18 protein-coding genes are annotated in these 24,212 nt (G+C 58.6%); 3 read left to right on the forward strand and 15 right to left on the reverse strand.

Going from position 1 to position 24,212, the window contains the following annotated elements; all coding sequences use genetic code 11:
- Window positions 1-3 precede the first annotated feature (3 nt).
- The 15 genes from Pan189_RS12660 to Pan189_RS12735 all read right to left on the reverse strand — a co-directional run bounded on the left by Pan189_RS12660 (window position 4) and on the right by Pan189_RS12735 (window position 19,064).
- Window positions 4-621, reverse strand: a complete 618-nt coding sequence (locus tag Pan189_RS12660) for a cytochrome c oxidase subunit 3 (protein WP_145364296.1) — start codon at window positions 619-621, stop codon at window positions 4-6.
- 118 nt (window positions 622-739) lie between these two features.
- Window positions 740-2,203 carry a cytochrome c oxidase subunit 3 gene (locus tag Pan189_RS21395; RefSeq protein WP_310820425.1) on the reverse strand — a complete coding sequence of 488 codons (1,464 nt, stop codon included), beginning with the start codon at window positions 2,201-2,203 and terminating at the stop codon, window positions 740-742.
- Between the two features lie 109 nt (window positions 2,204-2,312).
- On the reverse strand, window positions 2,313-4,046 hold the full coding sequence (gene ctaD, locus Pan189_RS12675; RefSeq protein ID WP_145364298.1) for a cytochrome c oxidase subunit I: 1,734 nt from the start codon (window positions 4,044-4,046) through the stop codon (window positions 2,313-2,315).
- A 65-nt stretch (window positions 4,047-4,111) separates the two neighbouring features.
- On the reverse strand, window positions 4,112-5,383 hold the full coding sequence (gene coxB / locus Pan189_RS12680; RefSeq protein WP_145364300.1) for a cytochrome c oxidase subunit II: 1,272 nt from the start codon (window positions 5,381-5,383) through the stop codon (window positions 4,112-4,114).
- A gap of 17 nt (window positions 5,384-5,400) precedes the next feature.
- The gene (locus tag Pan189_RS12685; RefSeq protein ID WP_145364302.1) at window positions 5,401-6,276 is read right to left on the reverse strand and encodes an SCO family protein; all 876 of its coding nucleotides are present in this window, start codon (window positions 6,274-6,276) and stop codon (window positions 5,401-5,403) included.
- Between the two features lie 3 nt (window positions 6,277-6,279).
- Window positions 6,280-6,639 carry a hypothetical protein gene (locus tag Pan189_RS12690; protein WP_145364303.1) on the reverse strand — a complete coding sequence of 120 codons (360 nt, stop codon included), beginning with the start codon at window positions 6,637-6,639 and terminating at the stop codon, window positions 6,280-6,282.
- Window positions 6,640-6,736: 97 nt separating this feature from the next.
- Window positions 6,737-7,981: a quinol:cytochrome C oxidoreductase gene (locus Pan189_RS12695; RefSeq protein ID WP_145364305.1), complete on the reverse strand. Its 1,245-nt coding sequence runs from the start codon at window positions 7,979-7,981 to the stop codon at window positions 6,737-6,739.
- Between the two features lie 13 nt (window positions 7,982-7,994).
- The gene (locus Pan189_RS12700; protein WP_145364307.1) at window positions 7,995-9,398 is read right to left on the reverse strand and encodes a quinol:electron acceptor oxidoreductase subunit ActD; all 1,404 of its coding nucleotides are present in this window, start codon (window positions 9,396-9,398) and stop codon (window positions 7,995-7,997) included.
- A gap of 50 nt (window positions 9,399-9,448) precedes the next feature.
- Window positions 9,449-10,870, reverse strand: a complete 1,422-nt coding sequence (nrfD, locus tag Pan189_RS12705) for an NrfD/PsrC family molybdoenzyme membrane anchor subunit (protein ID WP_145364309.1) — start codon at window positions 10,868-10,870, stop codon at window positions 9,449-9,451.
- Window positions 10,871-10,955: 85 nt separating this feature from the next.
- Window positions 10,956-14,267 carry a TAT-variant-translocated molybdopterin oxidoreductase gene (locus Pan189_RS12710; protein ID WP_145364311.1) on the reverse strand — a complete coding sequence of 1,104 codons (3,312 nt, stop codon included), beginning with the start codon at window positions 14,265-14,267 and terminating at the stop codon, window positions 10,956-10,958.
- Window positions 14,268-14,351: 84 nt separating this feature from the next.
- Window positions 14,352-15,044 carry a cytochrome c3 family protein gene (locus Pan189_RS12715; protein WP_145364313.1) on the reverse strand — a complete coding sequence of 231 codons (693 nt, stop codon included), beginning with the start codon at window positions 15,042-15,044 and terminating at the stop codon, window positions 14,352-14,354.
- A 184-nt stretch (window positions 15,045-15,228) separates the two neighbouring features.
- Window positions 15,229-15,822, reverse strand: coding sequence for a response regulator transcription factor (locus Pan189_RS12720; protein WP_310820427.1), 594 nt, complete (start codon window positions 15,820-15,822; stop codon window positions 15,229-15,231).
- A gap of 80 nt (window positions 15,823-15,902) precedes the next feature.
- Window positions 15,903-17,285, reverse strand: a complete 1,383-nt coding sequence (locus Pan189_RS12725; RefSeq protein WP_145364317.1) for a sensor histidine kinase — start codon at window positions 17,283-17,285, stop codon at window positions 15,903-15,905.
- Complete coding sequence (locus tag Pan189_RS12730) at window positions 17,282-17,935, reverse strand: hypothetical protein (RefSeq protein WP_145364318.1); 654 nt, start codon at window positions 17,933-17,935, stop codon at window positions 17,282-17,284. The genes Pan189_RS12725 and Pan189_RS12730 overlap by 4 nt, the downstream gene beginning before the upstream one ends.
- Before the next feature lie 223 nt (window positions 17,936-18,158).
- Window positions 18,159-19,064, reverse strand: coding sequence for a hypothetical protein (locus Pan189_RS12735; RefSeq protein WP_310820429.1), 906 nt, complete (start codon window positions 19,062-19,064; stop codon window positions 18,159-18,161).
- A 121-nt stretch (window positions 19,065-19,185) separates the two neighbouring features.
- Between Pan189_RS12735 and hutG the strand changes: the two genes are divergently transcribed.
- The 3 genes from hutG (at window position 19,186) to Pan189_RS12750 (ending at window position 24,198) form a co-directional block, all read left to right on the forward strand.
- A complete protein-coding gene (gene hutG, locus Pan189_RS12740; RefSeq protein WP_145364322.1) occupies window positions 19,186-19,974 on the forward strand; it encodes an N-formylglutamate deformylase in 789 nt (262 codons plus the stop codon).
- A 241-nt stretch (window positions 19,975-20,215) separates the two neighbouring features.
- Entirely contained in the window at window positions 20,216-22,840 is a 2,625-nt protein-coding gene (locus tag Pan189_RS12745; protein ID WP_145364324.1) for a DUF1592 domain-containing protein, read from the forward strand.
- Between the two features lie 11 nt (window positions 22,841-22,851).
- Window positions 22,852-24,198 carry a DUF1552 domain-containing protein gene (locus tag Pan189_RS12750; protein WP_145364326.1) on the forward strand — a complete coding sequence of 449 codons (1,347 nt, stop codon included), beginning with the start codon at window positions 22,852-22,854 and terminating at the stop codon, window positions 24,196-24,198.
- Window positions 24,199-24,212 lie beyond the last annotated feature (14 nt).

Genomic DNA, 24,212 nt, shown 5'->3' on the forward strand with positions numbered 1-24,212 from the left:
AGGTCACGTCGTCAGCAGAATCGCCCCGAACATGGCGAGCCACACGACGTCCAGAAATCGCCAATAATAAGTGCAGAGCCTTACGCCCATGAAGTACTCGTGGTCGTACCGGCCTCGCAGGGCACGCCAATTCACGTACAACTGAATCGCAAGCCCGGTCACAAAGTGCAAACCGTGCAACAAAATTAAGACGAATAGCAGCCCGGTCAGCGGAGTCCGCTCTCCGTCGAGTGTTGCCCAATGGGAATCGAGCAGCCGGCTCATCCCGAACACTTGAAGGATGCAAAAGCAAATTCCGCAGAGAGTCGCGAACGTCAGGCAGCGACGGAACTTCAACTGCCGTTCACGACGAATGCTCGACAGTGCGACCTGCATGCTCGTACCGCCCATGAGCAATACGACCGTGCTGAACCAGAACAGCAGCGGCACTGAGACCGGGTGCTGGCCCTTCAGCAAGGCGAACCGGGCGATGAGATAGCCGATCAATCCGGCGACAAAGAACATCGCAAGCGAGGCGATGAAGAGCCAGAAGGCCAATTGGGTTCTGCGCTGCGCGCCCCACGAAGATGGCCGGAACGTCTGATCTTTATATGTCGGAAGAAATCCGCCGGACACAGCCACACCATCACTTGCAGTGGCAGTCAGACATTCGGGCCACTGCCCCTTTCAAGGTTGCGTCAGTACCTTCAATTGTAGGCGCCGCAGACCTTGACCAGCGAAAACTCCGAGGCCGGTCACGCTATCCGATCAAATACAGCAGCGGGAAGAGATAAATCCAGACGAGGTCGACCAAGTGCCAGTAAAGCCCGACAAAGTCGACCGGTCCGAAATACTCTGGAGTGAAGTGCCCGAGTACCGCTCGACACAAAATCCACGTGATCACACCGATGCCCGCGAGGATGTGGATCGCGTGCAGTCCCGTCATGCAGTAGTAGATGCCGAAGAAGATACCAAGCCGCCGGGGCCGATCGGCGATCGCCGGAATCTCAATCTTATCGGTCAGCTCGGTCGGTCCATCCGGATCGTCGCCAGCCGCAGCCAACTGCTCTGACATTTCCTTGGAGGGCGAAACGTCGCGAGGCTCCATCTCATTGGGGGATTCATCAGACTCGGCCGCATCGACTTCTTCGTCGACACGAGCGCTCGACTCATGGGCATCTTCACCGTGTTCGCCGTCACTATGGTCACCGCCGTGATCGCCACCATGGTCTCCATCGTGATGGTCTGCGGCGGAATGCTCAGCGTCGTGTCCGCCGTGCATGAAGTGATGCAGCGCCATACTGCATTCGGCACCGAGAAAGATCCCGACCGCCGTCAGAAATCCGACGGCGCACAGCGTCGTCGCAATAATCCGCGACGAAAAAGCCGTGGACAATAGCGCATAGAGCCCGCCGATCACGCCGCCTACCAGTACAGCCCATATCACTCCACGTGCCGTAACCGGTCCCGAGACGACTGTCTCAACCGCCTCAACTCCTTCGGCTGATCCCGGGGGCGCCGGCATTGTCAGGAGCATTACAAAGGCCCCGATCAGACAGAGACCAAGGACCGCGCCCGATGAAATGACAGCAAGGCCTTGGTCGATCTTATAGCTCAGCGTCCCCCCGACCAGGCAGACCACGGCTGCGAGAACACATGTGACTTCAAGAATCCACAGCGCATCGGCAACACGTGCTTCGAGAATTGAGCCGCTCAACACGCCGTCATGCGGCAGCCGGATCAATGCCTCCATCGATCCGGTCGACCGGTCATACAGGGCACCACCCCAAATCAATTCTGCGTGCCATTTCTCCGTGTATTCATACGCCTTCACACCGAGGAACAGAGCCGCGCAAAAGAGTGTGACGCCGAGGCAAATCACCAGACCTTTTTGGTTACCCAACATCGCACATCGGACGCCCCACGCCATCGTCAGACTGCTGAAGAGCAGGACGATCGTATTCAGGAAGCCGTGCGGCGTACTCAGAAACTGATCGGCATACTCGAAAATTTCCGGGTGGGTCAGCCGATAGACGGCGTACGCGCAAAACAGCCCGCTGAAGAACAGGACCTCCTGCACGAGGAAGGCCCACATCCCCAATTTACCGGCTTCGAATTGCTGATTCCACGATTCGAAATGGTGCGCAAAGAACGGGCTGTCGTGACCGTGCTCGCCGTGCTCACCGTCGGCAATTTCGGCGTTGGGGTCAGTCGCTGTGGCCATGGCGTTTTATGTCAGTAGGTGAAGAACGCTTGGCGGAATGCCCGCCACGATAGTCAATATTTCATCGAAATCTGTGAACGCCGCAGCCGACCGATCGGCTGAACGCAAATCAAACCGTGTCCTCAGAACGCGTGACTTCATCACGCTTCACATAGTTGTTCGTTTCCCGGTCGTACACGAACTCATGGACCGCGTACGGGTCGCCAACCACGGGTGCTTCGTCAAAGTTGTGGTGCGGCGGAGGAGAACTGCACTGCCACTCCAAGGTCGCCGCGCCCCAAGGGTTCGAGGGGGCCCGTCGACCCCGCAAAGCACCGTGCAGCAGCACGGCAAAGGCGAGGACGAAGCCGATCCCGAGCAGATAAGCACCAATCGTGCTCATCACATGCAAAGTTTGGAACTCCGGCACGTAGTCGGAATACCGCCGGGGCATCCCGCGGGATCCCATGACGAACTGCGGGAAGTAGGTCAGGTTGAACGCGAGAAAGACGATTAGAGCACTCGTCCGACCGAGCAACTCGTTGTACATCCTGCCGAACATCTTGGGCCACCAATAGAACAGCCCGCCCATGAATGCGACCGCCGTACCGCCGACCTGCACATAGTGAAAGTGAGCGACGACAAAATAGGTGTCATGCAAATGCACGTCTGTCGAAAGCGAACCGAGAAACAATCCGGTTAATCCACCAACGGTAAACAGGAAGATAAACGAGAGCGCGTAGCACATCGGCGTCGCGAAACTAATTGAGCCGCGATACATCGTCGCCAGCCAGTTAAACACCTTAATCGCCGACGGTATCGAGACCGAGAACGTCAGAAGGCTGAAGACCAACGCGGACAGTTTCGATTGCCCGCTCGTAAACATGTGGTGGCCCCACACGAGAAAGCCGAGCAGTGCGATCGCGAGCGAGCTGTAGGCGATGAACGTGTAGCCGAAGATGTGCTTCCGACTGAACGTCGAAATTAATTCGCTAATAATCCCGAATGCCGGCAGGATCATGATGTAGACCGCCGGGTGGCTGTAGAACCAGAAGAAGTGCTGGAACAGCACCGGGTCGCCCCCGAGCGCCGGGTCAAAAATACCGATCCCCAAAGCGCGCTCAGCCATCAGCAATAACAGCGTGATGCCGAGGACAGGCGTCGCCAGAACCTGGATGACTGCCGTTGAATAAAGTGCCCACAGCAAGAGCGGCATCCGAAACCAGGTCATCCCCGGCGGTCGCATCGTATGCACCGTCACAATGAAGTTCAGTCCGGTAAAGATCGAACTGAATCCGAGAATGAATGCCCCCATCACGGCCGATATCACCGCCGTACTCGTTGTCGTGCTATACGGGGTGTAGAACGTCCAACCCGTATCGAGCCCTCCCGTGATTAGCGTCGCGACGAAGAAGATCGCCCCGAATATCCAGAGGTAGAAGCTGGCCAAGTTCATGCGCGGGAAGGCCACGTCTTTGGCTCCCAGCATGATCGGCAACACAAAGTTACCCAGCGCCGCGGGGACGCTCGGAATGATGAACAGGAACGTCATGATCGCCCCGTGGAGCGTAAACAACTGGTTATACGTATCTTGCCAGTTGTAGGCGTCCTCGGTGCCGAAGATCATTTTGAACGGCTCGGTCGGCAGCGTCTGCCCCGGTGCGAGTAGTTCCGTCCGCAACAGCAGCGCCATCACGCCCCCGAGCAGGAACGAGATCACAATGCCGATCAGGTACATCACTCCGATGCGTTTGTGATCGAGCGTGAGAAGCCACGACGCGACGCCGCGACTGCACGTCAGGTAATTCTCCTCGGCGGCATGTCCGCCGGGATGCTCGGTCGCTGGTACTGCTGCGGTCGCCATCTGCGACACCTTCTTAAACCGAAGTCTTGTGAGTCAATTGGTCCGAGGAATTCTTAATTCAGTCGTCAAGCATCGGGAGCGGCATCGGAACCGATCGTTGAACCCGATTCTTCGCCACCCGACGTACCGTCTTCGGTCTCCGCTTCCGGCATATCGGACGCGTTCATGCCGTCAGCGGAAGGTGCGGCGCCCATCGCCTTAAAGCTCTCCAAGTACTCTTCGCACTCGGCAAGAGGGTCGGCGTCAGATGCAGATTCGTCACCACCTTCACCTTCCTCAGAGTCTTCGTCCTTCTGCTGGCTCGGCGGGAGGTTGTTGCCGAATGCCTCGTCGCGAATCTGTTCGTCTTCATTGACGCTCTTGATATACGCGATCAACGCATCGAGTTCGAGCATCTCGAGTTGCGATTCCGGATAGGCCGGCATCACACCGCCATAACCCTCGCGAACTTTTCGCTGCGGATATCGGATCGACTCGCGAACATATTCTTCGTCGCCGACGACCGGATCAGCATTGCTGAATTTGTGTTCCTGACCGAACGTCTTGTTGAACGACGGCCCGACCTTACGAGTACCGTCGATCGAATGACATCCGACGCAACCGCGTTGCTCGTAAAGGATTTTCCCGAGATCGATCGGAGGCATATCGAGCAACTTTTGCCGCTCGTAAACGAGCCAGCAATCGAAACTCTTCCGCTCGTGAACCACCGCTTTGGCCTTCATGTCGGCGTGCTGCTGACCGCAATACTCGGTGCAGAACAGGTCATATTCGACCATCTGCCCGTCTTCTTCGGTCATCGTGGCCTCAAACCACGTGGTCGCGATCCGTCCGGGAACGATATCCTGTTTCACGCGGAATGCGGGCACGAAGAAGCTGTGAATCACGTCCTCCGATTGCATCTTTAGTTCAACCGGGACGCCGGCCGGCACGTGGAGATTCGAGGAAATCACGCCATTGGGATATTTAAACGTCCAACCCCATTTCTTGGCGTAGACGTTGACGATGTACGTGTTCTCCGGCGGCGTTCGCATATCGAGATAACCGGCGAACCCTTTGGCGAAGATCACGAAGATAAGCAGCGTCGGAATAACCGACCAAGTGATCTCCAGCACATCGTTGTGCGTCGCGGTCCGAACCGCTTCAACGCCTTCTCGCCGTCGATAAGCAATCATAAAGTAAAGCATGACTGCGACGATGATCACGAAGAACACGATGCAGATCCACAGGATCAGATCGAACAGGCTGTCGACGTGATAGGCCGTCGTCGAGGCGGCGCGCGGAAACCAGAAGCCGCCGCCTTCGCCGAACATTGGATTGAGTTGGTTCAAGAAATTCATAGATCAGAATCAATCGACTAAGACGGCATGGCCGCCGAACCCTGTGGAGGAACCGGCGCACCGAGTTCGTGGCCTCGCGCCGCGTCCCGCATCCAGAAGGAAATCAAGACCGACCCCAAGATAACGACCGTCGCGACACCCGCCACGGTCATAGTCATCCGCGCGACGTCAGGTGCGTAAGTGCCCGAATCGGGATCGTAATGAAAGCAGGTGAGAAAGAAGAGGTCGGCAAAGTCACCGATCTTCCCGTCCGAGGCCTCGACGAGCGAAAGCCGCAAGGCCTGAGGATCGAATTCGACACCGGTGAAATATCGACTGATGACGCCATCGGGCGTCACGACGAGCGCGGCAGCCGGATGGGAATAGTCTTCTGTGCCGGGGATTTTGCCGTAACCGATTCCGAGCGCGTCGGCGAGAGCCCGAACGTTCGTGTCGTCGCCGTGCTTCGGAGCAACCAGGAAATTCAAGCCGCCTCCGCGGCGGTATTGAACTTGATAACGCTGTGTCGTTTGCTGCGCTCGAACCGGAAGTTCCCGCGGGTCGTAGCTGACGGAGACAAAGGCGAAATCATTTCCGCACCGCAGATCGACTTCGTTCAAGCCTCGGAACAAGCCGTCCAACTGCAAACTGCAAAGCATGGGGCAGTTTGAGTAATTCATAGTCAGAAGAACCGGTCGGCCTTCGCTGAAGAAATCAGCAAGCCTCACGAGACGACCGTCAATGTCACGGAACTCCAGTTCCAATGGCACCGGTTCATTGAGCCGCTGCTCAACCACGGCATCGTTGAGCGGATCGAAGTCGGCTGAAGACCGAGAAGCCGATGCGCAGACCGTCACAGCCGCCACGAGCGTGGTCGACAGCAGAAGTCGGCGGTCGGAACTTCGAAAACGCATGGGTTAAATAGCTTCGTCCGAGTTTGGCTGTTTATCGGAGTTCGAGTCGGAATCATACTCTCCGACGACCTGCTCCATTGCCGCTTCGATCGGAATCACGTAGCGATCTTGGCCCTCGTCATCCTTATCGAGAGCGTATCGTTCGATTTCTTGTTCCTGCTGAGCAATTGATTCGTCGGCATCAGTCTTGACATCAACCGTTTTGCTCTGCTCCAGCGCACTCTCGTAATTGAAGTACAGGACCTGTGCCGCAACGATCGTGACGAAAACGAGGGCAATAGAGACAAAGCCAACGAATGCGATCGCGGCCGCATTCAGGTCGTCACCTTGATCGCCGGTCGGCGTGTGATCGTTGTGTTCCATGTCAGACAACTTTAAGGGCGTGGGTCCGGCCGGCGGAGTGACGGATTGTCGCAGTCACAAATCACAGTCGCGAATCGAGTGAGCCGAAAGACTCGGATCAAATCTGATGAAAGTGGAGTGATTCCTTCAGCCGAGGGTCCCTGATCGGAACCAACGGAAGATTCGACGCGGTCTGAAGCAGCCCGTAGAAGGCAAGACCGCCAATGCCGAGCGTCATGGCGATATCGATCAAACCCAGCGGAATCCCTTCAGGAGCCATGTTGGGCATGATGAGATAGTGCAGGTCGAGCCAGTGCGCCGCGAGTATCCAGACCGACCAGAACATCAATTGCTTCGGATCCCGTTTCGAAGCCCGGTTCATCAAGCCGAAGAACGGAATCACGAAATGTACGAAGAGCAGGAGGATTGCCACGTACTGCCAACCATTATTTTGCCGAACGAAATACCATGTGGTTTCTTCGGGGATGCTCGCGTACCAGATCAGCAGGTACTGCGAGAACGCGATGTACGCCCAGAAGATGATGAATCCGTGCAGTAGCTTACCCAGATCGTGCCGGTGCTCTTCGGTGATCGCATCGGTCAGCCGTCCCCGCTCCTGTAAGAGGACGACCAGAATTGACATCGTCGCGAAGAAGGCCACGATCGACCCGGCAATGTAGTAAACCCCGAACATCGTGCTGAACCACTCCGCATCGAGCGACATGATCCAGTCGATCGAAGCAAACGTGGCAGTGATGAACACGAGGGCCAAGCCGACGGCGGAAAACCGCTCGGCTCGCTTAGTCAAATTCGGATCGCCCGACTTATCCTGCCGCGTCGAGAACGACAGCATCAACCAACCGAGCCCCGCCCAAACGGCGAAGTAGAAAATGGCGCGAACGGTAAAAAAGGGCACGTTGAGATAAGGCTGCTTATGCGCAACCAATTCGTGAGTCTCGACGTAACCGGCATTCGTCCATTTGAACAATACGCCGGTTCCTGACGCCGCGGCGATCAAAATCGGGACGAACAGGATCGCAAAAATCCACATGTTGCCCGCGAGAAACTCCGCCAAGCGCCGGACGACAACACTCGCCCCGGCCCGCACGACGTGCTGAACCATCACGTACAGCAGTGCGCCGATCCCGATCGAAAGCCAGAAGCAGAAGCCATGCAGATATGAGAACAAAAATCGATCGACGACGCTTTCGGAAAAGAAGAATGATCGCAGCACGGCGATCACCACCGCGGCAACCAACCCGCCAATGCCGATCAGCAGCGCCGTGCGACCGGCAGCCGTGCCGTCATCGCCAAGCGGCCGGGCCAGTTCGTCTTCCGAAATGTGACGGTCTTGATGAGCCATCTGTGAGCGTTACTTAGTTGGAGGCGTCGTCGGTCGCGTTATCAGATTGCAGCTTGGTCAGTTCGTCGGCAGGAACGGCATCCTCCGGCGCGTTTTGACTCAATTGAAGGGCCCGCACATACAGCACAACGGCCCAGCGGTCTTTCACCGAAATTTGCGTCCCATATCCCGGCATCTTGCGAACACCTTTGGCGATCGCGTGGTAGATGTAACCATTCGGCCGGTTGCGGGTCGTCTTCGTGTGTAGGCTCGGAACCGGCAGCCAGGTCGTTTGCTTCAGGTCGAGTGCCCGCTGGTTGACCAATCCGTTTCCGTCACCGGCCAGACCATGGCAGGGGGCGCAAAACACGTCGAACCGGTCGCGCCCACGAGCCATCAATTTCTGATCGACTTGGACAGGGATACTATCGGTCCAATTCCCCTGGGGTTCGCCCGGTGCCGCGGCCGCGTTGCCGCCGGAAGAATCCTGAAGCAGTGACGCAAACTGAATCAGTTGCTCACGAACCTCGACCGCACTCGGCGGCAAAGTGCCTTCCAGCAACTCTTCGTCTTCGGGCGATTCAAATTCGCCCCGCGCGACCGTCCCGTCGACCTGCGGACGCATCGCCCGGTTGTCGGCGAAGAAGATATTTCGCTGCTGTGGCTTATAGCTAGGCTGAAAATCCATGTCTTGGACGGGGTGGATCCGAGGCGTCGTCCAAGTGGTCGCTCGCGTCCACGCGACACAGACAGGAGGGATCAAGGCCAAGACGACAACGATCACGCCGATCGTTCGGAACATCGGCGGAATCGCCGGCGATTCGTCATCATAGACCGTCTCAACCGACGAAGCTCCCAAATCGGAGAGCATCGACGCGGCCGAGTCCTTATCGAACTTGCCGTCGGCGGAATCGATCCCCAGGAAAAATCGGTCGTTCGTGGACCGCGCAAACTTTTCCAGCTTGAACAACGGGTTGTAGAGTCGACCCAATTGGTTCAGCACCAGCATCCCGAAGAATGCGGCGAACGCGGAGAGCAGAATCGTTAACTCGAACGCGATCGGTATGTTGGCCGGCAGACTGAAGAGCGGCTTACCGCTGGTCGGATAGGCATAGCCGCTCAGAATCGTGAAGGGCAGGTCGCCCAATTCGACGCCGTTCAAATACGACTGCATGGCGATGGCGATTGTGCAACCGGTAATCCCGCCACCTAAAACGAGCCAGGGCAGCTTCGATTGCTGGATGCCCATCGCCTCGTCGATCCCGTGAACGGGAAACGGTGCGTAGGTATCCCAGCGGGAGTAGCCGCGATCGCGAACCTTTTCAGACGCACTCAGCAAGGCGTCCTGCGTCTCGAATTCGGCCACGACGCCGACGAGTCGTTTCGACTCGGGCTCCCCGGCGGCTTTTTCACGGTCAGGTTCGACGACTGTCGCCATGAAACTGTCTTAAAGAACTCGGTGATCTACGAACAATTTTCCGCGGACGACTAGGCCCGATACTCGGCCGGTGCCGTTTCGCCATCTTCTCCATCGCCATGATCGTGCGGCAGAACGTTCTTCACTTCCGACATCGCGACGATCGGCAGGAATTTGCAGAACAGCAGGAACAGGGTGAAGAACAACCCGAAGCTGCCCAGCAGCATGAGGATATCGATCCACGTCGGAGTGAAGTAGCCCCAACTGGAGGGCAAAAAGTCGCGGCTCAGCGACGTGACCGTAATCACGAAACGCTCAAACCACATCCCGATATTGACGAAGATACTCACGACCCACATCGCCCAAGGAGTCTTGCGGAACCACGGGATCCAAAACAACTGCGGACAGATCACGTTGCAACTGATCATGATCCAGTAGGCCCAGGCATACGGCCCGAACGCGCGATTCTGGAAGGCGAAGCCCTCGTAAATTGCTCCGCTGTACCACGCGATGAAAAACTCCATCCCATAGGCGTACCCGACCATCGAGCCGGTCGCGATGATAACCTTGCACATGTTTTCGAGGTGACGCAGCGTCACCAGGTCCTGCAGCCCGAACCAAGCCCGGGCCGGGATAATCAGCGTCAGCACCATTCCGAACCCGCTGAAGATCGCCCCCGCAACAAAGTAGGGCGGAAAGATCGTCGTGTGCCAACCGGGCAACTGCGACGTCGCGAAGTCGAACGAAACGACCGTGTGCACCGAAAGCACCAGCGGTGCCGCCAACGCCGCCAACAGGCCGTACGCTTTTTCATAAACGTGCCAGTTCCGCGACGACCCGGTCCAGCCCAGCGAAAAGAAGCCGTATAGACCTTGGGCGATCTTGTTCTTTGCTCGGTCCCGGAACGTCGCGAGGTCGGGGATCATCCCCATGTACCAGAACAGAATCGAAACCGTCGCGTAGGTGCTGACCGCGAACACGTCCCACATCAGAGGGCTACGGAACTGCGGCCACATCGCCATCTGGTTCGGATACGGCGCGAGCCAGTAGCTGACCCAGATTCGACCGATATGAATCCCCGGGAACATCCCCGCGCACACGACGGCGAAGATCGTCATCGCCTCGGCGAAACGGTTGATACTCGTTCGCCAGTTCTGCCGGAACAAGAACAGGATTGCCGAGATCAGCGTCCCGGCGTGCCCGATCCCGACCCAGAACACGAAGTTGACGATCGGCCAACCCCAGAAGACGGGGTTCATGTTTCCCCACACGCCGACACCGGTCGTGATGAGATAGCCGATACAGGCCCCCAAAATCGCGAGCCACGTGACTGCGATTCCGAATCCGATATACCAGCCCAGCGGCGTTTTCCGCTCATGGACGCCGGCGACGGTCTCGGTGACCGAGTTGTAATCGTTATTCCCGATCACCAGCGGGGTCCGCCGACCGGGAACTTCGATGGTCGTGTCGAGTGTCGGGCTGATTGCTGACATGCCTGGTTCGATGTGTCGCGGTTGAAGTCGTTCGTTTTTCGCGGTCACCCGCGCCGTTGTCTAAAGCCGTCGAAGGTTCCGTAATCTAATGCGCGGTGCTTCCCGACTCGGCGTGGTCGTGTTCCTCATGTGCATGCTCGCCTTCGGCATCGTGACCATGCTCGCCGTCGTAGTGCTCGACGTGCGAACCATGCCCCATCGGCGTGATCCCGTAGTAGGACTCACTCTTCTCAAGCGATGGGTGGGGGTTGCGGATGCGAGCCAGATACTCCGTCCTCGGGCGCGTGTTCAGCTCCGAGAGCAACCCGTAGGCTCGCGGATTGTTCCGCTCTTTCGACACGACCGTCGAGGCGTTGTTGATGTCGCCGAACACGATCGCGTCGGCCGGGCAAGCCGCCTGACAGGCCGTCACGATCTCGCCGTCTTCGACCTTTCGGCCTTCGTTGCCGGACTCGATCTTCGCCTTCTGAATCCGCTGCGTGCAGTAGGTGCACTTCTCCATCACGCCACGGGTGCGGACGGTGACCTCCGGATTGAGCACCATACTGGCAAGGGCGGCGTTCGTGCGACGTTTCGCCTTTTCTTCGGCCGACTCGAACTTCGGCAATTGGCCATCGTATTCGAGGTGGTCGTATTGCTCATTGTAATAGAAGTAATTGAACCGCCGCACTTTGTACGGACAGTTGTTCGCACAGTACCGCGTGCCGACACAGCGGTTATAGACCATCGAGTTGAGGCCCTCTTCGTCGTGGACCGTCGCGGCGACGGGGCAGACCTGCTCACAGGGAGCGGTCTCACAGTGAACGCACGCCATCGGCTGAGAGGAAACCGCTGGGTCGTCGAGAGCGTCAGGGTTGTCCGGGTCGGCGATGAAGTACCGGTCGATCCGCAGCCAATGCATCTCCCGACCGTTGCCGACCTGCTCTTTGCCCACGACCGGCACGTTGTTTTCCGACTGGCAAGCCACCAGACAGGCGTTGCAACCCACGCAGCGCGACAGATCGACCGTCATGCCCCAAGCGTAGCCCTTGTACTCGCCCGACTTACGCTCTTCCATGCCTGAGGCGAGCGGATTCTCCCACAACTGCTTGGTCACCGGCGGATGATGAACCGCGTGCTCGGCGAAGTCGGGATGTTCTTCAAACTGCTCGACCGTCGCTTCGCGAACAAGGGCCCCAACACGGGTGTAAGTTCCCTCAAGACCCATCTCGTCGATCGGGAAGTGATCCTGCGTCGTCGCCAGCGGGTAGGTCAGCCCGAGGATCGAAACTTTAACATCGGGCACCATCTCAAGAGCATCGGCAGTCCGCACCTGATACGCGTTGGCACCAACCGGATCGGTCGGCTCAATGTCTTCAAGCCCGACATGGCCACCGACAAGACCCGCTGCGGTTCGACCATAACCTAACGCCAGCCCAATTGAGCCGATCGCCTGACCGGGCATGATCAGCACCGGGGCACGCACTGAGGTTTCCCCGACGGAAATCTCAATCAAGTCTTCAAACGTCACGCCGAGCTTTTCGGCTGTTTTCGGGGCGAGGATCGCCGCGTTATCCCAAGTCAGCTTCGTCATGAAGCCGGGCGTTTCCTGCAACCAACCGTTGTTCGCGTAGCGACCGTCATACGTCGAAGAACTCGGCGTCAACACGAGCTCGAGCGATTCACCCGCTGCGGCACCTTCAAAGGCCGGGCCTTCCTCGTCGTAATTGATCTCTGCCTCGACGGCGGACAGGCCGGTCTCGGGAATAAACCCGTCATGGACCGCCTTTTCCCATGCCGAAGCCCCGGAAAGATTTTCGGCGTGAGTCTGACGCACAATCGAGCGACCACCACTGGGCAGCTCCGGCAGCAACTCGGCCAGAAACTCGATTTGCGAGCGCCCGCCGTGAAGCGGTTCGATCAACGGCTGCTGCAGCGTGATGGTGCCGTCGTAAGAGCGACCATCACCCCACTGCTCAAACTCATGAGTCGCCGGGATGTGCCACGTTGCCTGCATCGAGGTTTCATCCCGATACTCGCCGAGCCGAATCGATCGCCCGGCCTTGCCCATGGCCTCGCCGAACTTCAGATCGGCAGGGGCATCGTAAACGGGGTTCCCGCCAAGGATCAGTAACGTTTCGACAGCGCCAGCATTCAACTGATCGACCAGTAGCCCGAGCCCTTCGGGTCCCGCATCGGCATCCGCCCGCGGATCTTCGGTCAACACAACCGTGCTGCCGATCGCACCGAGCTTTTCATTAAGCCGCATCACGCGAGCGTGAACTTCTGGCGGCTGAGTCCGGCCAGCAACGACGAGGCCCGATTCCCCAGCATCCCGAAGGTCTTCGACAAGGGCTTTAACAAAGGGAAGCTCGGAGTCGGCCTCGCCACCACCAAGCACTTTGTCGACCTGTGACTCGATCTCGGTAAGCAAGCCGGCGATCTTCCCCGACTGAATCGGCAGGCGATGGTCGGCGTTCGCACCGGTCTGCGAATACTGACTCTCGGCCACGTAGAGCCGATTCATCTTCTTTCCCGACTCGGGCGACCGCCGCGCGGCCCAACCGGCGATATTCACGAGCTGCTCGCCGCCCCAGCCAATGAAGTCACCATCGAGCGATACAATCACATCCGCCTTCTTCAGCCGCAGATGCGGCCTCAATCGACGGCCAAAGGCGAGCTCCATGCCTTTCGCAACATTACTCTCGGCGAGCGGGCTGTACTCGTACCACGTGCATTGCGGATAGCGCTGGCGGATCAATGCCTCAATCCGGGCACGCGTCGGTGACGAAGAAATATCCGCCAAAATCGCCAGACCTTCGCCGTTGTTGTCGATCACCGTCGACCTCAACTCGGCCATGAGCGAGGAAACATTCGCCTCGTCACGGGGCTTGCCACCCTCGGCGGTCATCTCGACAGGCGGCCCCATCCGATCGGGATCGTAGAGATTCAGGATCATGCCCTGAGCGTATTGATCGCTCGGCGCGAAGCGGTGGGGCTTTTTCTTGCCACGGTCGCCCCCGACCGCCGCCTTGAACTGAGGATGATCAGGGTTGCCGTCGACCTTAATCGGCCGACCGTCCATGCAGGTGACAAGCAACCCAAGCGAATGACCGCCCAACTCCCGAGCTGACGCAAAATACTGCGGCTCACCTGCCGTGCGATTGCCGCCCTGATCAGCGAACGGCAGCAGTTCTTCATTCGCCCAGCGGCAACCGGCGACGCCGGCGAGCGAGAAAGAGGCCCCCATCAATTGCAGCCAGCGGCGACGCGAGACGCCCTCAGGAAACTCCGAAGCTCCCTGCGGAAACTCACGATGCAGGAACTCGTCGAACTCCGGGCTCTGCTGAAACTCTTTCAAGCTCCGCCAGTAGCGAGGTTTCGCGGTCGTCTGCGGGGGTTTGGAAACGTCGGTCATGTCGCGAGGTCAAGAATTCCAATTTCGCTGGCCTGCGACGTTGCCGCCGACCCAGCCTGTTTTGTCAGTTCGCCGACCACCTCATTAGCGGTGGCAGGTCGAACAATCCGTATTCGGTTTGATGCCGTGAAGCTCAGCCAGCTCTCGCCCAAACTCTTCAGCCGTCTTCCCCTCGGGCGGCTGCCACGCCAGATTCGTGACTTCGTCAACCGGCCGAATATTCGGATAGGGATTGCGGTGGCAATTGAGACACCAAGCCATATTCAGCGGTGAGACCCGCTCGACGACTTCCATCGTGTCGACGCGTCCGTGACAACTTACGCAACTAACGCCGCGTGCGACGTGAGCCGAGTGATTGAAGTAGGCGTAGTCCGGCAGGTCATGCACACGATCCCACTCGACCGCAGCCCCCGTCGCCAGACTCTCACGCACGGGAACGAGCTTCGGGCTATTCGTGTGAACGGCCACCAAGGCATTCTGGCCAGCCGCGTCTTTCTCATTGCTGTGGCAGTTCGCGCACGTTGAGGTCGCCGGAATGTTGGAGTGAGCCGCGTGTTCGACCGCCGTGTGGCAGTAACGGCAGTCGATCTTCATCTTGCCCGAGTGCAACTTATGACTAAAGGGAACCGGCTGCTCCGGCTTGTACCCCGTCACCAAGTTTGCGGGGGACGCGCCATAAACGGCGAGACCACCAAGATAAATTGCACCGATACCGATCGCGCCGATCGTCGGCACAACCAGTGAATTGACCCAAGCGGGAAATAGAAATCGGTCCATCGCTGCCGAACACTTCCGCGGAACTGTTTCGTCACCAAACTCGCGAGGCAGCCGCACCGGACGACAAACCTCGAATGCAGTCGCCGAAGTCTAAGGGACGCATCCCGAAATCGCGACAAGCAGCATTGTCGCAGGTGCGCGTAAAAATGCCGCAGCGATCCTGATGGCCAGCTGGCAGCCAAACTCAGGGACGCATCTTTTTCAATTTGCGCTGCAGCGTGCGGCGTTCGATACCAAGCAGGCGCGCGGCTTGAGAAATGTTCCCGCCGCTATCGGAGAGCACCTGCTGAATGTGTTCCCACTCTGCTTCGGCCAGCGTCTGCGGGGAGTAGTCGACCGGTGAAGGCTCTTCGCCGTCTTCATGTTTTTGAAAGGCAGCCAGAATCTCATCCGCATCGGCGGGCTTTGTCACGTAATTGACCGCTCCGGCGTGCATGGCGTCGACCGCATTGGCAATGCTCCCGAACCCTGTCACCACGATCGCTCGGGTTTCCGGCGATGTCCGCTGAAGATCGCGAACCAGATCGATCCCCGACCTCCCCGGCATTTTCAGGTCAATGACGGCCATCGCGGGACGCGCAACGGGCATCAAAGCCATCGCATCGTCATAACTTCCGGCCGTGTGCGTTTGGAAACCTCGCTCTCGGAGTGCTTCCGCCAGCCGCTCGCGAAGCAGATCATTGTCGTCAACGATCAGAACACAATTGGTTCGGACCAGCGTGGAATCGCTCAGTGTTGAATTGACCTGCATTTTTCCTCCCACCGAAAAGCTCAACATGAGAACCGCCCCCGCGTTGAGCAATCACCGAACGTTCCGCCCAGTCACTTTCCTCAGCATATTGTAGCGTCAAATCGCCGTTATTCGATCGGAGATACCGGCAGCGAAACGACGACGGTCGTTCCCAGCGATTTTGTTGAGGCGATTCGCAACTCTCCGCCCAATCGCTCGACAACCGCCCGAGCCAGAAACACGCCCAGTCCGGTCCCGCTTCCCGGCTCTTTCGTCGTAAAGAACGGATCGCCGACCCGCGCCAATACTTCAGGACTCATCCCTTCACCTTGATCATCGATATTCATGCTCAACCGATTGTGATCGCAGCTCCCCGTGATCGTGACATCATGCCCGTCCGGAGACGCCGAAATCGCGTTTTGGATCAATCCGCGTATGGCTTGCGCCGTCACTACGAAGGGCAACAGCAGTTTTCTCTGCGCGATCTGTTTCGGCAAGCGCGTCCTAACACGATCCCCGTTGCGCAAGCTGCTGAGAATTTCGGACAGCAACTCGTCGACGGTGACCTCGGTCAGTTCTTCCCCCATCGCCTGACCGGCGTCGAGCGACATGCGGTCCAGAATCCCGCGGCATTGATCAAGTTCCGTCCTGATGAGTGCGATATCTTTCGCGATCCGGCCGTCCTTATCAATTTGCTCGACCCGGCGCTCGACTTCCCGCGCGACCACGGCAATAGTCGACAACGGATTTGCCAACTCATGCGCGGCACCGGCCGCGAGTGTGCCTAACGCTTCCAATTTCTGAGCACGCGTGAATTCATCTTGGTAGGCCCGAATTTCGCGGTCGTGTCGTTTCAATTGGTCACGCAACAGCATGGTGAAATAGACGATCGTAATCGAGCAGGCGATGAAGGCGACGATCGACCCGAATTGGACGAGCGGAGTTCCACCACTTTGGCCACGCGTGACCGCAGCCGACGACACCAACGGCTCTAATTCACGGTGGAAGAATGAAATCAGAATGAAACCGACAATGGCAAAGCTCGTTGCCGTCCACGCCCACTGACGGGGCAGCACGACTGTCGTCAGCGACAGATTGACGAAGTAGAAAATGACAAATGGATTCGCCGCCCCGCCTGAGAAGTAGAGCAGGGCAGTCAACATGATCAGGTCGAACAGCATGACCGGTCCGCAAACGCGAACGGTCACCGGCGCGGGTTCAACGGCCGGATCACCGGGCGGGTGAGTCGCCGACCACAAGCCTAAAAACACGTTTGACGCAGCCGTCATCCCGATCACGGTCAGCAGCGGCGCCAGCGGCAAAGGCACAGCAAGCACCCATTCGACGAAGCTGATCGTGATGAGTTGGCCGAATGTGGCAACCCAGCGTAATTGGACCAGCCACGCCGCGGTCCCGCGCAAGGCCGCAGCGTAGCGCTTCTCAAATCGTGAATCAACGACTCCGGTGGCAAGTGGTCTTCCCAGCAGGATGTCGAACCAACGGTGACTCATTCGGTCTTTTCCGAATCGAGTTGCGACGAATCGGCATCGGCCTTCTCTGCGCTAGCAGGCTGTGCCACGCCGGTGTTCGAAACCGCTTCGTCTAACTCAATCTGGTCGTTGTTCGAAGACCGGGCTTCCTTTGAGTCGGGGAGCTGACCGTCGTCACCCTCGCCACTGTCGATCTCGGCGAATTGAACCTCTCCACGGGAACGTGGTTCGTCGGGAACAACGCGAATCCCTTTTGCTTTCTGCCGGGCGATCTCCTGTCTGACTTTCTTTTGCAATAGTGCGCTCGTCCAGCCGAGACGTTCGGCCCGCGCGAGCATTTCCCGCTGCATCTTATGCGGCAGCCGAGCCACGGCGGCGTGCGCTGACCAAGACAAACCCTCCACGCGATTTTCAGCGGGGACGCGCCGCGCGACCGATTCGTAGCGCTGCAACTGATCGGCAGAGACGGCCCCCTCACAAACCTGGGAGAACATTTCCCCAAAGCGGGCGTCGCCTTGATTCAGCAAGTCCCCGATCCACCAAGGGGAGGCCTGCTGGCACCACAATGCGAACTTCAGCGGCGTTCCCCACTGCTCTAATTCGGGGGACCCTGAAACGCCCAACGCAGTCGGGGTTAACTTGAAGGGACCGAGTTGAAGGACGGGAGGCATCGTGGCAGGCGACAGGTTCGCAGAATTCGAGCGGCGGAGCCTTCCACTTTAGACACTGCGTCGCTGTTCGGAAAATCGGTCGACCGATTGCCTTCGCGGTGACAAACGGACGATCTGTCTCTACGCCGATGATTTCCGGGCACGCCTCCCCGAAAAAACAGGCTGTTTGCGTTGGCCGGACACATTCAGCTCATCGCTAAAACCGTCGACATCGTCGCCGTGATCAGCCCTCAGCCCAGAGCGAAGGCAACGAAATTTTTCCTTTACCGAGTTTGCCGCCGTAGTTCGCGGTGTGAATGGCGAGCACGCCCTCACACCCCGTCGCCGCCTCAATGCCGACTTTCATGCCCTCGCGAACGACTTCTTCCGTCGGGCCGCTGACGATGATCTCATAGACGCAGCCGACCTCCGGCCACAGGTGCGAGCCCTCGAGCGGCAGCAGCGTCGGGCAGTACTTATCGTTGATCGTCGCGACCATGTCGGTGTGTGTGTTCGCCCCGACCTTCGAGCCACTCGCGGCACACTTGACCACCACAAGTGGTATCTCTCCGACCCGCTCCAGCGTCTCTTCCGCGGCCGCGAGAGCCTCCTCATCGGTCTTTGCGAGGATCAGAAACATCCCGCCGGTCACCGCCTCGCGGATGCCGTAAGACCTCTCTATATGCAGCCAGCCGTCCATCCGCGGGATGCGGTAAACCTCACGGCCGAACTCCTGCCGAACTTCTTCGAAGCCGTCGCCGAATTTGGCGATGACCGAGTCATCAAGGCTGATGCGATCTTCCGCGAGTTCGCTCGGCAGCGCATCGAAGACATTCGTCTTCGGGTTTGGGACTGCCCCTTTCCGCAAACGCAGCGCGAGGCACTTTTGCAGGCTCTCCGCCTTTCGGTCCATCATCTGGATGATGAAGCCCGGCCGGCCGTCGGGCGTTTCCTCAGAACCGACCTCACGTTCGACAGTCGCCTCGCAGGGAGGAGCGGTCGCCGAACGGCCAAGGCCTTTGGTCTCCCATGCGGCTTCGCGGGCCCATTTCGCGTTCACGCTCGTGACGAGCACCCGCACCATCTGGGCCGCAAATGTTTCGGAATAATCGTCCTGGACGGGGACGCCGTTGACTTCGATTTCGGCCATGGAGCAGCCTTCGATGGGCCTTGTAAGAATCGGTATTCGCGCCGTCGGGTTTCGGTTCGGCACGGGGCCGATATCATGACGCCAACCCTTTGAAAGTGAAACCGGCCTGCCAAGGTGTTCAATGGATGTGTTCGAATTACACCGGGGTGATTCCCCGCTCATTCTCAGTATGCCGCACTCGGGGGTGGAGCTTCCCCCCGGTCTCGCCAGTCGCTTTCACGCCCACGCCGTGGCTCTGCCCGACACGGATTGGCATATCCCGCGGTTGTACGATTTCGCCACGGGACTCGATGCGACGATCATCCGCGCGAACTACAGTCGCTATGTGATCGACCTCAATCGCCCCCCGAGCGGTGAGAGCCTCTATCCCGGACAGGCCACCACCGACCTGTGCCCCACGACCACCTTCGGCGGCGATCCGCTCTATGAGAAGGGCGAGGAGCCTTCGGACGCGCAAATCGCGAAGCGACGCGAAAACTACTGGGAGCCCTACCATTTGGCGATCGCCAATGAGATTAAACGCGTGAAGGCCGCTCACGGTTACGCCGTGCTTTACGACTGCCACTCGATCGCGTCGGAAGTGCCAAGGCTGTTCGAAGGCACGCTCCCGGTGCTCAATCTCGGGACGGCAAAGTCCACAAGTTGCGATCCTGTTATCGAGCGACTCGTTGCAAAGGCCCTGAGCGAGTCGGAGTTCAATTCCGTCCTCAACGGTCGTTTTGTCGGCGGTTACATCACCCGCAATTATGGCCAACCTGGTGACGGCGTGCATGCGGTGCAGATGGAGATCGGACAGGACGCCTACATGAATCGCGGTCCGGGATATCAATACCGGGAAGATCGAGCCGAATCGCTCCGCGATGTGCTCAAGACTCTACTGTTGGCGTTGATCTCGTGGCGACCGAACTGATCCGAACCCGACCACTTGGAAAACGAACGCGTGGTCGATTTTCGGGCGGGTTGTCCGATTTTGTGACAGATAATGTTGAATGAACGCGAATTCTGGGTTACTTTCAGGTCAGTCGGCTTTGATGCGTCACCCGGGTTTCGCATCGCGACGGTGCAGTCGAGACCGATCCCACCTAAGTAGTCCCGCCTGAACAACCATTGTGTGGATCGGCGCCCCGTCGATCGCCCAAGTGGAATTTGACATGAGAACGATTTGCTCGGCTCAAGCCGCGTTCGTTTTTTATTGCGCCTGTTCAATGGTGGCGGTTGCCGCTCCCGAGTTGGATTCGCTCGACCGCTTTCTTGATTCGCACTGCTTGGCGTGCCACGACGATTTCTCCGCGGAAGCGGGCCTCGACCTTTCAAATCTGGATCCGGATTTTTTGAACGGCGATGCCTTCTCTGTGTGGGTCAAAGTTCACGACCGCGTCGAAGCCGGCGAGATGCCGCCGGAGTCCTCCGACCGTCCCGAAGAGCGAGAGAAAGCCGCGTTTCTGAAGACGCTATCCCGGTCGCTGACCGCGGCGGAGGAAGCCCGCAAGTTGGCCGAGGGCCGCAGCACGTGGCGTCGTCTCAATCGTTATGAGTATGAGAACACACTGCGGGAGTTGCTCGAGCTTCCTTGGCTGCCACTCAAGGACAAGCTGCCCGAAGACGGTGAAGCTCATCACTTCAACAAAGTCGGCGACGCGCTCGATGTCTCGCACGTGCAGATGTCGCGTTACCTCAGCACGGCGGAGTACGCCCTGAAACAAGCCGTTGCCACGCAGGTCAAAAAGCCTGCCGCAACGACAACACGTTTCTACACTCGGGAAGACCGTCAATTCTATCGCCGTATCGAAGACCACATTCGTGCGACCTTCCCTCTCGTCGACTATCAACTCGACCAGAAACATTTTCGGGCTTGGCACAGTTACCGTCGTAAACAGCATCGCACGAAGGAATTTCTGCTCCCGGAAAGTCATCGCAAGATCAAGCCGCCGCCGATCCCGACGGTCGGTGAAAGCGACCAAAAGCGCCGCAACCGCGAAGCCATGGCCGTGGTGCAGAGCACCTACGAGCCGATGCACGTCTACTTTGAGAACTTTAAGGCCCCGATGACGGCCCGCTACAAAGTCCGCCTCGCCGGATACTCGATCTGGGTCGGACCGCAGGCGGAACGCGACACGTACCACAAAGATGTCGGTGAGATTTCACCGGGTCGTCGATCAGAACCAATCACCGTTTATTCTTTCATCAAGCCGAACGACACCCGCCGACTCGGTGCCGTTGACTTCCAACCCGAATCGACCGTCGGCGAACTGACTCCCTACTTATTCGAAGGCGAATCGATTCGTCCCGATGCCGCGAGACTCGTTCGCTGCCGGCCGGGCGATTGGGCCAATCCGCTCGAAACCGACGAGGGCTTGCCGGGAGCCGCGTATCAGTGGCTTGAAGTCGAAGGCCCGCTGTTCGACCAATGGCCGCCTGCGGGTCACAGATTGCTGTTCGGCGATCTCCCGATTGAAGAAGACGAGTCGGGAGCCGTCCGCGTTCTTTCAAAGGCTCCGCTCGATGATGCCGAACGGTTGCTGGGACGATTCATCGAACAAGCCTATCGAAAACCGGCTGACGAACGGTCGGTGGCCCGGTTTCTTTCGATCGTCCAGCATTCGCTCGCAACCGGCAGCGACTTCACGGACGCCATGATCGCCGGATATACCGCGGTCCTCTGTTCGCCGGAGTTTCTCTTTTTCGAAGAGCGCCCCGGCCAACTCAGTGACACGGCCGTCGCCGACCGGCTCGCCTACTTTCTGTGGAACTCGCCGCCGGACGACGAGTTGCTGAGCATCGCGGCGACTAAGCAACTGAGTGATCCCGAAATCCTGCGAGCGCAGGTCGAGCGGATGCTCGACGACCCGCGGTCCGAGCGATTCGTCGAAGCCTTCCTCGACTACTGGCTCGACCTCCGCAAGATGGGTGACAACTCAGCCGATTCAAAACTCTACCCGGAATACCAACTCGACGATTTGCTCACCGAGTCAATGGTTCGGGAGACTCGGCTCTACTTCAAAGAATTGATCGACGGCAACCTCGGAGTGACGAACGTCGTCGATTCGGACTTCGTGATCGTCAACGAACGCCTTGCCCGGCATTACGGTTTGAAGAATGTTCGCGGCAGCGACTTTCGGACCGTCTCCCTCCCCGAGGATTCCGTTCGCGGCGGCTTGATGACCCAGGGCAGTGTGCTCAAAGTCACCGCCAACGGGACGACAACCTCTCCGGTACTCCGCGGCGTGTGGGTGAATGAACGCATTCTCGGGCTCGAAGTGCCGCCACCGCCGACCGAAGTGCCCGCCGTCGAGCCTGACACCCGCGGGACGACCACGATCCGTGAACAGCTTGCGGCTCACACCGACATCGACTCGTGTGCGGTCTGTCATCGGAAAATTGACCCCGCCGGCTTCGCCCTCGAGAGTTTCGACGTGATGGGTGCCTATCGCGACCGGTATCGTTCTCTTGGCAAGGGGCAAGAGGTCCAAGGCGTCGGGCATCACGGCCAATACTTCGAATACAAGCTGGCCCACGCCGTTGATGCGAGCGGTCGACTGCCCACCGGAGAGCTGTTCGAAGACATCCGCGAACTGAAGCAACTCTTGACGTCGAATCCCGAACAGTTGGCTCACGCATTTGTCGATAAGCTGGCGGTCTACGCGACCGGGGCACCCGTTGGATTTTCCGATCGAGCCGAGGTCGAACATATCGTTGACCGCTCAGCGAAGTCGGACTACGGCATTCGCACGCTGATTCACAAACTCGTGGCGAGCAAGATGTTCCGCCGCAAGTAAGGACATTGGACATGTCGAACAAAATCGATCGACCCGCACGCCGGACGACACGCATCGCAGCCCTCCCGCGCCGAGCGTTTCTACGCGGGACCGGAGTCGCCCTCGGGCTACCGATGCTCGACGCGATGACCCCGGCGTTTTCTCGCTCGGCACACGCGGCGAATTCCGAAAGCGAGCAACCGCCGCAGCGGATGCTCGCCGTCTGCAACAACCTCGGCTTGCTACCGCCCAACTTCTTCCCCAAGTCGGAGGGGCTCAATTACGAACCGTCACCCTACCTTGAAATCCTGCGCGAGCATAAAAGCGACTTCACCGTGCTCAGCGGTGTTTCGCATCCCGATGTCGACGGCGGACATCCCGCGGACAACTGCTTTCTGACAGCCGCCCCGCACCCGGGCAGCGGCGGATTCAAGAACACGATTTCACTCGATCAGTACGCCGCCGAATACATCGGACACAAAACGCGAGTCCCGTCGTTGACACTGGGCGTCAATTCGGCCGAGGGCCGACGCAGCCTGTCTTGGACCGGGGCTGGCGTTTTGATTCCCTGCGAGCAACGGCCATCGGTCGTATATCGAGAGCTCTTCCTGCAGGGAAGTCGCAAAGAAATTCGGGAGCAGATTCGACGCCTCCGGCAGGGGCAAAGCATTATGGACGCCGTCGCCGAACAGGCCCGCGATCTCAGGGGATCACTCGGAGCTCGCGACCGCAACCGTATCGATCAATACCAGACCGCCGTCCGAGAACTGGAGCAACGGCTACATGCCGCCGAGGCGTGGGAGAACAGGCCAAAGCCGCAGATCGAGTTTTCAATGCCGCTCGATCCCGAAGACCCCTCGGAGTACATGGAGAAGGTCGCCCTGATGTATCAGATGGCGAAGCTGGCGTTCGAGACCGACTCTAGTCGCCTCGTCACGCTGTTGCTCGACAGCGTGAACTCCCCGGCGATCGAAATTGATGGCGAATCGATCGGAGCCGGCTATCACAACCTCTCGCACCACGGGAAGTCTGAGGAAAAGCTCGCCAAGCTGCGAGCCATTGACGAAGCACACATGCGGCAGCTCGGCGCTCTCTACAGTGACCTCGCCGCGATCGAGGAAGACGGTGAGCGCTTGCTCGATCGCACCATGGTGCTCTACGGCAGCAATCTCGGTGATGCCAACCGGCACGTGACGACGAACCTGCCGATCCTCTTTGCAGGTGGAGGCTTCCGCCATCAAGGGCACCTCGCGTTTGACCGGGACCGCAATTACCCTTTACCGAACCTGTTCGTCTCGATGCTGCAACGTATGGGCATCGAGACCGACCGCTTCGCATCGAGTACTGGTACCATGTCCGGTCTCGATTTCCGGTCATAAATCTCGATCGACGG

The organism is Stratiformator vulcanicus (assembly GCF_007744515.1).
Lineage (GTDB): Bacteria > Planctomycetota > Planctomycetia > Planctomycetales > Planctomycetaceae > Stratiformator > Stratiformator vulcanicus.

What these genes read in the sequence shown, in the direction of transcription:
- Pan189_RS12700 (WP_145364307.1), bottom strand. Translation starts at nt 9,398, where the DNA reads ATGGCGACAGTCGTCGAACCTGACCGTGAAAAAGCCGCCGGGGAGCCC.
- Pan189_RS12745 (WP_145364324.1), top strand. Translation starts at nt 20,216, where the DNA reads ATGAGAACGATTTGCTCGGCTCAAGCCGCGTTCGTTTTTTATTGCGCC.
- Pan189_RS12720 (WP_310820427.1), bottom strand. Translation starts at nt 15,822, where the DNA reads ATGTTGAGCTTTTCGGTGGGAGGAAAAATGCAGGTCAATTCAACACTG.
- ctaD (WP_145364298.1), bottom strand. Translation starts at nt 4,046, where the DNA reads ATGGCGACCGCAGCAGTACCAGCGACCGAGCATCCCGGCGGACATGCC.
- Pan189_RS12690 (WP_145364303.1), bottom strand. Translation starts at nt 6,639, where the DNA reads ATGGAACACAACGATCACACGCCGACCGGCGATCAAGGTGACGACCTG.
- nrfD (WP_145364309.1), bottom strand. Translation starts at nt 10,870, where the DNA reads ATGTCAGCAATCAGCCCGACACTCGACACGACCATCGAAGTTCCCGGT.
- hutG (WP_145364322.1), top strand. Translation starts at nt 19,186, where the DNA reads ATGGATGTGTTCGAATTACACCGGGGTGATTCCCCGCTCATTCTCAGT.
- Pan189_RS12685 (WP_145364302.1), bottom strand. Translation starts at nt 6,276, where the DNA reads ATGCGTTTTCGAAGTTCCGACCGCCGACTTCTGCTGTCGACCACGCTC.
- Pan189_RS12715 (WP_145364313.1), bottom strand. Translation starts at nt 15,044, where the DNA reads ATGGACCGATTTCTATTTCCCGCTTGGGTCAATTCACTGGTTGTGCCG.
- Pan189_RS12710 (WP_145364311.1), bottom strand. Translation starts at nt 14,267, where the DNA reads ATGACCGACGTTTCCAAACCCCCGCAGACGACCGCGAAACCTCGCTAC.
- Pan189_RS12735 (WP_310820429.1), bottom strand. Translation starts at nt 19,064, where the DNA reads ATGGCCGAAATCGAAGTCAACGGCGTCCCCGTCCAGGACGATTATTCC.
- Pan189_RS21395 (WP_310820425.1), bottom strand. Translation starts at nt 2,203, where the DNA reads ATGGCCACAGCGACTGACCCCAACGCCGAAATTGCCGACGGTGAGCAC.
- Pan189_RS12750 (WP_145364326.1), top strand. Translation starts at nt 22,852, where the DNA reads ATGTCGAACAAAATCGATCGACCCGCACGCCGGACGACACGCATCGCA.
- Pan189_RS12725 (WP_145364317.1), bottom strand. Translation starts at nt 17,285, where the DNA reads ATGAGTCACCGTTGGTTCGACATCCTGCTGGGAAGACCACTTGCCACC.
- Pan189_RS12730 (WP_145364318.1), bottom strand. Translation starts at nt 17,935, where the DNA reads ATGCCTCCCGTCCTTCAACTCGGTCCCTTCAAGTTAACCCCGACTGCG.
- coxB (WP_145364300.1), bottom strand. Translation starts at nt 5,383, where the DNA reads ATGAATTTCTTGAACCAACTCAATCCAATGTTCGGCGAAGGCGGCGGC.
- Pan189_RS12695 (WP_145364305.1), bottom strand. Translation starts at nt 7,981, where the DNA reads ATGGCTCATCAAGACCGTCACATTTCGGAAGACGAACTGGCCCGGCCG.